13 protein-coding genes and 1 pseudogene are annotated in these 10108 nt (G+C 53.7%); 13 read left to right on the forward strand and 1 reads right to left on the reverse strand.

The features are described 5' to 3' along the window. Positions 1-75: 75 nt before the first annotated feature. From kefG to slyD, 4 genes and pseudogenes are all read left to right on the forward strand, one after another. A pseudogene (gene kefG / locus K5I40_RS19875) lies at positions 76-626 on the forward strand (glutathione-regulated potassium-efflux system ancillary protein KefG). Next, positions 626-2431, forward strand: a complete 1806-nt coding sequence (gene kefB / locus K5I40_RS19880; protein ID WP_039031544.1) for a glutathione-regulated potassium-efflux system protein KefB — start codon at positions 626-628, stop codon at positions 2429-2431. The pseudogene kefG and the gene kefB overlap by 1 nt, the downstream one beginning before the upstream one ends. A gap of 11 nt (positions 2432-2442) precedes the next feature. After that, entirely contained in the window at positions 2443-2643 is a 201-nt protein-coding gene (locus K5I40_RS19885; protein WP_039031545.1) for a YheV family putative zinc ribbon protein, read from the forward strand. Positions 2644-2737: 94 nt separating this feature from the next. Further along, positions 2738-3325, forward strand: coding sequence for a peptidylprolyl isomerase (slyD, locus tag K5I40_RS19890; protein WP_039031546.1), 588 nt, complete (start codon positions 2738-2740; stop codon positions 3323-3325). Between the two features lie 50 nt (positions 3326-3375). On the opposite strand, the gene K5I40_RS19895 is transcribed toward slyD, so the two are convergent. Continuing rightward, the gene (locus tag K5I40_RS19895; RefSeq protein ID WP_039031547.1) at positions 3376-3594 is read right to left on the reverse strand and encodes a protein SlyX; all 219 of its coding nucleotides are present in this window, start codon (positions 3592-3594) and stop codon (positions 3376-3378) included. A 236-nt stretch (positions 3595-3830) separates the two neighbouring features. Between K5I40_RS19895 and fkpA the strand changes: the two genes are divergently transcribed. From fkpA to K5I40_RS19940, 9 genes are all read left to right on the forward strand, one after another. Further along, on the forward strand, positions 3831-4649 hold the full coding sequence (fkpA, locus tag K5I40_RS19900) for an FKBP-type peptidyl-prolyl cis-trans isomerase (protein WP_039031548.1): 819 nt from the start codon (positions 3831-3833) through the stop codon (positions 4647-4649). A 164-nt stretch (positions 4650-4813) separates the two neighbouring features. Next, positions 4814-5536 carry a transcriptional regulator gene (locus K5I40_RS19905; RefSeq protein ID WP_039031549.1) on the forward strand — a complete coding sequence of 241 codons (723 nt, stop codon included), beginning with the start codon at positions 4814-4816 and terminating at the stop codon, positions 5534-5536. Continuing rightward, a complete protein-coding gene (tusD, locus tag K5I40_RS19910; protein WP_139563733.1) occupies positions 5536-5922 on the forward strand; it encodes a sulfurtransferase complex subunit TusD in 387 nt (128 codons plus the stop codon). Before K5I40_RS19905 ends, tusD begins: the two co-directional genes overlap by 1 nt. Beyond that, complete coding sequence (gene tusC, locus K5I40_RS19915; protein WP_138370784.1) at positions 5922-6281, forward strand: sulfurtransferase complex subunit TusC; 360 nt, start codon at positions 5922-5924, stop codon at positions 6279-6281. Before tusD ends, tusC begins: the two co-directional genes overlap by 1 nt. 7 nt (positions 6282-6288) lie before the next feature. After that, positions 6289-6576, forward strand: a complete 288-nt coding sequence (gene tusB / locus K5I40_RS19920) for a sulfurtransferase complex subunit TusB (protein ID WP_138370785.1) — start codon at positions 6289-6291, stop codon at positions 6574-6576. A gap of 124 nt (positions 6577-6700) precedes the next feature. Next, positions 6701-7075, forward strand: coding sequence for a 30S ribosomal protein S12 (gene rpsL / locus K5I40_RS19925; RefSeq protein WP_003023654.1), 375 nt, complete (start codon positions 6701-6703; stop codon positions 7073-7075). A 96-nt stretch (positions 7076-7171) separates the two neighbouring features. After that, on the forward strand, positions 7172-7642 hold the full coding sequence (rpsG, locus tag K5I40_RS19930; RefSeq protein ID WP_004106370.1) for a 30S ribosomal protein S7: 471 nt from the start codon (positions 7172-7174) through the stop codon (positions 7640-7642). Between the two features lie 96 nt (positions 7643-7738). Further along, positions 7739-9853, forward strand: a complete 2115-nt coding sequence (fusA, locus tag K5I40_RS19935) for an elongation factor G (RefSeq protein ID WP_251931035.1) — start codon at positions 7739-7741, stop codon at positions 9851-9853. A 69-nt stretch (positions 9854-9922) separates the two neighbouring features. Further along, a partial coding sequence (locus K5I40_RS19940) for a GTP-binding protein (protein WP_044347782.1) occupies positions 9923-10108 on the forward strand: 186 nt, incomplete at its 3' end.

A 10108-nucleotide genomic window follows, 5' to 3' on the forward strand; every position in this document is an offset into this window, starting at 1 on the left:
AATGTGCCGCCACGCGCCGCGTGGGTGTGCCATGGTAGCCCAAAATAACAGTGATGACGACCCGGGAGAGGAATGATGTCCCAGACAGCAAAAGTGCTGCTGCTGTATGCCCATCCGGAGTCTCAGGACTCGGTCGCCAACCGGGTTTTGCTACAACCGGCATTACAGCTCAGTAATGTGACGGTGCACGATCTCTACGCGCACTACCCCGATTTTTTATCGATATCCCTCGTGAACAGGAGCTGCTGCGCCAGCACGACGTTATCGTGTTCCAGCATCCGCTCTATACCTACAGCTGCCCGGCGCTGCTGAAGGAGTGGCTGGATCGCGTGCTGAGCCGCGGGTTTTCCAGTGGCCCGGGAGGAAACCAGCTGGCGGGAAAGTACTGGCGGAACGTCATTACCACCGGCGAGCCGGAGAGTGCTTACCGCCACGATGGGCTTAACCGCTATTCAATGAACGATATTTTACGCCCGTTCGAGCTGACGGCGGCCATGTGCCGCATGCACTGGCTGAGCCCAATCGTCGTTTACTGGGCTCGTCGTCAGCCTCAGGATGAGCTCGCCAGCCATGCCAGAGCGTACGGCGACTGGCTGGCAGCGCCAACGCTGACGGGAGGCCACTGATGGAAGGCTCGGATCTTTTGCTGGCAGGGGTGTTGTTCCTGCTCGCCGCGGTGGTGGCGGTGCCGCTGGCGTCGCGTCTGGGGATTGGCGCGGTGCTCGGTTATCTGCTGGCGGGTATTGCCATCGGCCCGTGGGGGCTGGGGTTTATCAGCGACGTGGACGAAATCCTGCATTTCTCGGAGCTGGGCGTCGTCTTTCTGATGTTTATCATCGGCCTCGAGCTGAACCCGGCGAAGCTCTGGCAGCTGCGGCGCTCTATCTTCGGCGTCGGCGCCGCGCAGGTGTTGTGCAGCGCGGTGATCCTCGGCGGACTCCTGATGCTGACCCAGTTCTCATGGCAGGCCGCGGTGGTCGGCGGGATTGGTCTGGCGATGTCCTCCACGGCGATGGCGTTACAGCTGATGCGCGATAAGGGCATGAACCGCAGCGAGGCGGGACAGCTGGGCTTCTCGATCCTGCTGTTCCAGGATCTGGCGGTGATCCCGGCGCTGGCCCTGGTTCCGCTGCTGGCGGGGTCGGGAGATGAACATTTCGACTGGATGAAGATCGGCATGAAGGTGCTGGCCTTTGCCGGCATGCTGGTGGGCGGGCGCTATCTGCTCCGTCCGGTGTTCCGCTTTATTGCGGCGTCCGGGGTGCGGGAAGTGTTTACCGCCGCGACGCTGCTGCTGGTGCTGGGCTCGGCGCTGTTTATGGACGCGCTGGGGCTGTCGATGGCGCTGGGCACCTTCATTGCAGGGGTGCTGCTGGCGGAGAGTGAGTACCGGCACGAACTGGAAATTGCCATCGATCCCTTTAAAGGGTTGCTGTTAGGGCTGTTCTTTATCTCTGTCGGTATGGCGCTGAATCTTGGCGTGCTCTACACCCATATCCTGTGGGTCGTGATGAGTGTTGTCGTGCTGGTGGCGGTCAAAATGCTGGTGCTCTACGTACTGGCGCGGGTTTACGGCTTGCGTCAGACGGAGCGGGCACAGCTTGCCGGGGTGTTGAGCCAGGGGGGAGAGTTTGCTTTTGTGCTCTTCTCCACAGCATCATCCCAGAGATTGTTCCAGCATGATCAGATGGCCTTGCTGCTGGTGACCGTTACGCTGTCGATGATGACTACGCCGCTGTTGATGAAGCTTATCGATAAGCAGTTATCCCGCCGCATCAATGCCCCGGAAGATGAGCATGAAGCCCCGTGGGTGGAAGATGATAAACCCCAGGTGATTGTAGTGGGCTTCGGACGTTTTGGGCAGGTCATCGGGCGTCTGCTGATGGCGAATAAAAAGCGCGTGACGGTGCTGGAGCGCGACATCAGCGCGGTCAACCTGATGCGCAAATACGGTTACAAGGTCTATTACGGTGACGCCACTCAGGTCGAACTGCTGCGCTCCGCAGGGGCAGAGGCGGCAGAGTCGATCGTCATCACCTGTAACGATCCTGAAGACACCATGAAGCTGGTGGAGATCTGCCAGCAGCATTTTCCGCATCTGCATATTCTTGCCCGTGCGCGAGGACGTGTTGAGGCACACGAGCTGCTCCAGGCCGGGGTAAAGTATTTTACCCGCGAGACCTTCTCCAGTGCGCTGGAGCTGGGGCGTAAAACATTAGTGACGCTGGGGATGCATCCGCATCAGGCCCAGCGCGCGCAGTTACATTTTCGTCGTCTGGATATGCGCATGCTGCGCGAGCTGATGCCGGTGCATACCGATACGGTGCAGATCTCTCGCGTACGGGAGGCGCGTCGTGAGCTGGAAGAGATTTTCCAGCGAGAGATGCAGCAGGAGCGTCGGCAGCTGGATGGCTGGGATGAGTTTGAATAACGAGGTAGAGAATGGCGGTACGTAAACGTTTTATCGCCGGCGCGAAATGCCCGGCCTGTCAGGCTCAGGATTCACTGGCCATGTGGCGTGAGAACAATATCGATATTGTTGAGTGTGTTAAGTGCGGGCACCAGATGCGTGAGGCCGATAAAGAGGCGCGCGAGCACGTTCGCAAAGAAGAACAAGTGATCGGCATTTTTCATCCGGACTAGCGATATGTCCCGAGTTTTTTTAAGCTAAAGGGTACACGGGTGCAGAATTCGGCTACAATCTGCGCCAGCAATTTTCCCACGCTCAGGAGATATCATGAAAGTAGCAAAAGACCTGGTGGTCAGCCTGGCCTATCAGGTACGTACAGAAGACGGTGTGTTGGTTGATGAGTCTCCGGTGAGTGCGCCGCTGGACTACCTGCACGGTCACGGTTCCCTGATTTCCGGTCTGGAAAACGCGTTGAACGGTCATGAAGTTGGCGACAAATTTGACGTAGAAGTTGCGTCTAACGATGCTTACGGTCAGTACGATGAAAACCTGGTGCAGCGTGTTCCTAAAGACGTCTTCATGGGCGTTGACGAGCTGCAGGTTGGCATGCGTTTCCTGGCTGAAACTGACCAGGGTCCGGTTCCAGTAGAAATCACTGAAGTTGAAGACGACCACGTTGTGGTTGACGGCAACCACATGCTGGCTGGCCAGAACCTGAAGTTCAACGTTGAAGTGGTTGCCATCCGCGAAGCCACTGAAGAAGAGCTGGCACACGGCCACGTTCACGGCGCGCACGGTCATGACCACGATCACGGTCACGACGGCTGCTGCGGCGGTCACGGCCACGATCACGACCATGGTCACGACCACGGTAAAGGCGGTTGCGGCGGTAACGGCGGCTGCGGTTGCCACTAATCGTTACGCCTTAAGCGCAAAAAGCGGGATATTCCCGCTTTTTTTACGTCTCAATAGTGGGGTGGCGGCGTCTCTTCTGACTGCGACGCGATGTGCGAGGCCTGCGACGCTTTCACTTTTTCGGTTAACAGACGCAGCAGATCCCGCAGCTTGGCCATTTCCAGTTCGTGTGCGGTGACGGTCTGATTCAGCTCATCGATGGTGATCTCCTGAAAAGCCAGACGGCTTTCAAGCTCAGCCAGACGCGCTTCCATTTCTGTATTCTGCATGATTCACCTCGTTTGTCTCTTTAACCCCGACCGGGGCTGGCGGCGGCGAATATTACCCGAGATTATCCCCGCGCGCAGTAAACATCCCATTGCTGCGAAACTAATTTAAACAAAAATAGTCTGAAATGTGGTGCTAATCAGGGGTGTCTACCTGTAGATTTGTTCCTCAACGTTTTATAGTACGCTACTCATTTACGCTTAACACGGGGTGAGAGTCCCCGGCCCTGGAGAAATGGATGAAATCACTGTTTAAAGTAACGCTGCTGGCGACCACGATGGCTGTCGCTCTGCATGCGCCGCTGACTTTCGCTGCTGATACTGCTGCGAAACCTGCTGCGACTGCTGACAGCAATGCGGCGTTCAAAAATGACGACCAGAAATCAGCCTACGCACTGGGCGCATCTCTGGGCCGTTACATGGAAAACTCTCTGAAAGAGCAGGAAAAACTGGGCATCAAACTGGACCAGGCTCAGCTGATCGCGGGCGTTCAGGATGCGTTTGCGGACAAGAGCAAACTGTCTGACCAGGAAATCGAGCAGACTCTGCAGGCTTTCGAAGCGCGCGTGAAAGGCGCAGCGCAAGAGAAGATGGAGAAAGACGCGTCTGAGAACGAAACGAAAGGCAAAACCTACCGTGACGCTTTCGCTAAAGAGAAAGGCGCGAAAACCTCTCCTACTGGCCTGGTCTACAAAGTAGAGAAAGAAGGTACCGGCGACGCACCGAAGGACAGCGATACCGTTGTTGTTAACTACAAAGGTACGCTGACCGACGGTAAAGAGTTCGATAACTCTTACACCCGTGGTGAGCCGCTCTCCTTCCGTCTGGATGGGGTTATTCCTGGCTGGACTGAAGGCCTGAAGAACATCAAGAAAGGCGGTAAAATCAAGCTGGTCATCCCACCGGATCTGGCTTATGGCAAAACTGGCGTCCCGGGTATCCCCGCTAACTCCACGCTGGTATTCGACGTAGAGCTGCTGGACATCAAGCCAGCGCCGAAAGCGGATGCTAAGCCTGACGCGAAGCCAGAAGCGCCGGCAGAAGCCACCAAGAAGTAAACCGGTAAAAACCGCCGCCCCTGAAGCGGCGGTTTTTTTATTGTGGTGCAGATATAATTAACACTGGAAGCGCTACCTACGCTGTATTAATTTAATTGCCCGTGTAAATAATGAGCCTGCCCTGAAAACCTACCGACAGGCTCCTGAAAAGGAGTGTTTTTTTCATGACCAGGTCGCTTTTAACCAACGAAACCAGCGAACTTGATTTGCTGGATCAACGTCCTTTCGATCAGACCGATTTCGATATTCTGAAATCCTACGAAGCGGTAGTGGACGGGTTAGCGATGCTCATTGGGTCCCACTGCGAAATCGTTTTGCACTCCCTGCAAGATCTGAAATGTTCTGCCATCCGCATTGCCAATGGTGAGCATACTGGCCGTAAAATTGGCTCGCCGATCACCGACCTTGCACTGCGTATGCTGCACGACATGACCGGCGCGGACAGCAGCGTCTCCAAATGCTATTTCACCCGCGCGAAGAGCGGCGTTCTCATGAAGTCCGTGACCATCGCCATCCGCAACCGTGACCATCGCGTGATTGGCTTACTGTGCATCAACATGAACCTTGATGTGCCGTTCTCCCAGATCATGAGCACGTTTATTCCGCCAGAAACGCCGGATGTCGGATCCTCTGTCAACTTTGCCTCTTCCGTTGAAGATCTCGTCACCCAGACGCTGGAATTCACCATCGAAGAAGTTAATGCCGATCGCAATGTCTCTAACAATGCCAAGAATCGTCAGATCGTGCTTAACCTCTATGAAAAAGGCATCTTCGATATTAAAGACGCCATTAACCAGGTGGCCGATCGCCTCAATATCTCCAAGCACACGGTCTATCTCTACATCCGTCAGTTCAAAAGCGGCGATTTCCTGGGGCAAGAGAAGTAATGCGTTTTGCACTCATGGTGACAGGCCCGGCGTACGGTACACAGCAGGCCAGCAGCGCGTTGCAGTTTGCCCGCGCACTGCTGGCGGCCGGTCATGAGCTTGTCAGCGTCTTTTTTTATCGGGAAGGCGTATATAACGCTAACCAGCTGACGTCGCCGGCATCTGACGAATTCGATCTGGTGCGTGCCTGGCAGGCGCTGAATCAGGAACACGGCGTTGATCTGCATATCTGCGTGGCGGCGGCGCTACGTCGGGGCGTGAGCGATGCGAACGAAGCGCAACGCCTGGGCTTGCCGGCTGCGAATCTTAATGACGGCTTTTCCCTCAGCGGCCTCGGGGCGCTGGCTCAGGCTGCATTAACCTGCGACCGGATGGTGCAATTCTGATGAACCGCGTTGCGTTTGTATTTAATTCTGCCCCGCATGGCAGCGCTTCCGGAAGGGAAGGGCTGGATGCGTTACTGGCTACTTCTGCGCTGACGGAAGAGATCGGTGTTTTCTTCATTGGCGACGGCGTGTTTCAGCTGCTTGCCGGTCAGCAGCCGCAGGTGGTGCTGGCGCGCGATTACATCGCGACATTTAAAGTCCTGCCGCTGTATGACATCGAAACGTTCTACGTCTGTGCGGCTTCCCTGCAGGCGCGTGGCCTGAATGAGAGCACGCCCTTTGTTCTGGACGCTACCGTACTCGCACCGGCGTTACTGCGTGAACAGCTTTCCCACTACGACACCATACTGACATTCTGAGGCGGTCATGCTCCATACCCTGAGCCACTCCCCCTGGCACTGCGACATCGAGAGCCTGTTAAACATGCTGCGAGAGGGCGATGCCGTGCTGCTTATTCAGGATGGCGTTCTGGCGGCTGTAGAAGGCAGCCGTTTTGTTGATATTCTCTGCAATGCCCCCATCTCTGTCTCAGCGCTTAAAGATGACATCGATGCACGCGGTCTCTCTGGTCAAATTTCAACCAAAATTGACGTGGTTAGCTATACTGATTTCGTCAATCTGGCCATTCAGCACACCGGCCAACTGAACTGGTGATCTGAGATCGCTGTATAATTCTTGACACCTTTTCGACGTAGCCCTAAAATTTCGCGTCCTCATATTGTATGAGGTCGTTTTATTACGTGTTTACGAAGCAAAAGCTAAAACCAGGAGCTATTTAATGGCAACAGTTAACCAGCTGGTACGCAAACCACGCGCTCGCAAAGTTGCAAAAAGCAACGTGCCTGCGCTGGAAGCCTGCCCGCAGAAACGTGGCGTATGTACTCGTGTATATACCACCACTCCTAAGAAACCAAACTCCGCACTGCGTAAAGTATGCCGTGTGCGTTTGACCAACGGTTTTGAAGTGACTTCCTACATCGGTGGTGAAGGTCACAACCTGCAGGAGCACTCCGTGATCCTGATCCGTGGCGGTCGTGTAAAAGACCTCCCGGGTGTTCGTTACCACACCGTTCGTGGTGCGCTTGACTGCTCCGGCGTTAAAGACCGTAAGCAATCTCGCTCCAAATACGGCGTGAAACGTCCTAAGGCTTAATGGTTCTCCGTTAAGTAAGGCCAAACTGATTTATCTTAATGTCACACTAAACTCTTAGAGTTTTGGACAATCCTGAATTAACAACGGAGTATTCCCATGCCACGTCGTCGCGTCATTGGTCAGCGTAAAATTCTTCCAGATCCGAAATTCGGATCAGAACTGCTGGCAAAATTTGTAAATATCCTGATGGTAGATGGTAAAAAATCTACTGCAGAAGCAATCGTATACAGCGCGCTGGAGACCCTGGCTCAGCGTTCTGGTAAAAATGAACTGGAAGCTTTCGAAGTCGCTCTCGACAACGTGCGCCCGACTGTAGAAGTTAAGTCTCGCCGCGTTGGTGGTTCTACTTATCAGGTACCAGTTGAAGTTCGTCCGGTTCGTCGTAATGCTCTGGCAATGCGTTGGATCGTTGAAGCTGCTCGTAAACGCGGTGATAAATCCATGGCTCTGCGTCTGGCGAACGAACTTTCTGATGCTGCAGACAACAAAGGTACTGCAGTTAAGAAACGTGAAGACGTTCACCGTATGGCAGAAGCCAACAAGGCGTTCGCACACTACCGTTGGTAATCCCTTCGGAGTATTAGTCACCAGGCGGGCGCTTCAGCGAAGCAGCCCGCTTTGGGTTACTTAACTGAACGCCTAAAAAGATAAACGAGGAATCAAATGGCTCGTACAACACCCATCGCACGCTACCGTAACATTGGTATCAGTGCGCACATCGACGCCGGTAAAACCACTACCACCGAACGTATTCTGTTCTACACCGGTGTAAACCACAAAATCGGTGAAGTTCATGACGGCGCCGCTACCATGGACTGGATGGAGCAGGAGCAGGAGCGTGGTATTACCATCACCTCTGCAGCGACTACTGCATTCTGGTCTGGTATGGCTAAGCAGTATGAACCGCATCGCGTAAACATCATCGACACCCCGGGCCACGTTGACTTCACTATCGAAGTAGAACGTTCCATGCGTGTTCTTGATGGTGCGGTAATGGTTTACTGCGCAGTTGGTGGTGTTCAGCCACAGTCTGAAACCGTATGGCGTCAGGCAAACAAATATAAAGTTCCACGCATTGCGTTCGTTAACAAAATGGACCGTATGGGTGCGAACTTCCTGAAAGTTGTTGGTCAGATCAAAACCCGTCTGGGCGCGAACCCTGTTCCGCTGCAGCTGGCAATTGGTGCTGAAGAAGGTTTCACCGGTGTTATCGACCTGGTGAAAATGAAAGCCATCAACTGGAATGAAGAAGATGCAGGCGTTACCTTCACTTATGAAGATATTCCGGCTGACATGCAGGACCTGGCTGACGAATGGCACCAGAACCTGATCGAGTCCGCTGCTGAAGCTTCAGAAGACCTGATGGAGAAATACCTGGGTGGTGAAGAACTGACTGAAGAAGAGATCAAAAAAGCTCTGCGTCAGCGTGTTCTTAACAACGAAATCATCCTGGTAACCTGTGGTTCTGCGTTCAAGAACAAAGGTGTTCAGGCGATGCTGGATGCGGTAGTTGACTACCTGCCATCCCCGGTAGACGTTCCTGCGATCAACGGTATCCTGGACGACGGTAAAGACACGCCGGCTGAGCGTCACGCAAGTGATGACGAGCCGTTTGCTGCTCTGGCGTTCAAAATCGCTACCGACCCGTTCGTGGGTAACCTGACGTTCTTCCGCGTGTACTCTGGTGTGGTTAACTCCGGTGACACCATCCTGAACTCCGTGAAAGCTGCACGTGAGCGTTTCGGTCGTATCGTACAGATGCACGCGAACAAACGTGAAGAGATCAAAGAAGTTCGTGCGGGCGACATCGCTGCTGCTATCGGTCTGAAAGACGTGACTACTGGTGACACCCTGTGTAACCCAGATCACCCAATCATTCTGGAGCGCATGGAGTTCCCAGAGCCGGTAATCTCTATCGCCGTTGAACCAAAAACCAAAGCTGACCAGGAAAAAATGGGTCTGGCTCTGGGCCGTCTGGCTAAAGAAGACCCATCATTCCGCGTATGGACTGATGAAGAATCTAACCAGACCATCATCGCCGGTATGGGTGAACTGCACCTGGACATCATCGTTGACAGTATGAAGCGTGAATTCAACGTTGAAGCTAACGTAGGTAAACCTCAGGTTGCTTATCGCGAAGCGATTCGTCAGAAAGTTACCGATGTTGAAGGTAAACACGCTAAGCAGTCTGGTGGTCGTGGTCAGTATGGTCACGTTGTGATCGACATGTACCCACTGGAGCCGGGCTCTAATCCGAAAGGTTACGAGTTCATCAACGACATCAAAGGTGGTGTAATTCCTGGCGAATACATCCCTGCCGTTGATAAAGGTATCCAGGAGCAGCTGAAGTCTGGTCCACTGGCTGGTTATCCGGTAGTAGACATGGGTGTTCGTCTGCACTTCGGTTCTTACCATGACGTTGACTCCTCTGAACTGGCGTTTAAACTGGCAGCTTCTATCGCCTTTAAAGAAGGCTTTAAGAAAGCGAAACCAGTTCTGCTTGAGCCGATCATGAAGGTTGAAGTAGAAACTCCTGAAGAGAACACCGGTGACGTTATCGGTGACTTGAGCCGTCGTCGCGGTATGCTGCGTGGTCAGGAATCTGAAGTAACTGGCGTTAAGATCCACGCTGAAGTTCCGCTGTCTGAAATGTTCGGATATGCAACTCAGCTGCGTTCTCTGACCAAAGGTCGTGCATCATACACTATGGAATTCCTGAAGTATGATGATGCGCCGAACAACGTTGCTCAGGCCGTAATTGAAGCCCGTGGTAAATAATCCACAGGATTAAAACCTAAGTCCCGTGCTCTCTCCAAAGGGGAGAGCACTATAGTAAGGAATATAGCCGTGTCTAAAGAAAAATTTGAACGTACAAAACCGCACGTCAACGTTGGTACTATCGGCCACGTTGACCACGGTAAAACTACCCTGACTGCTGCAATCACTACCGTTCTGGCAAAAACCTACGGTGGTTCTGCTCGTGCATTCGACCAGATCGATAACGCACCAGAAGAAAAAGCTCGTGGTATCACC

Source organism: Leclercia sp. LTM14 (genome assembly GCF_023736175.1).
Taxonomy (GTDB): domain Bacteria; phylum Pseudomonadota; class Gammaproteobacteria; order Enterobacterales; family Enterobacteriaceae; genus Enterobacter; species Enterobacter barmai.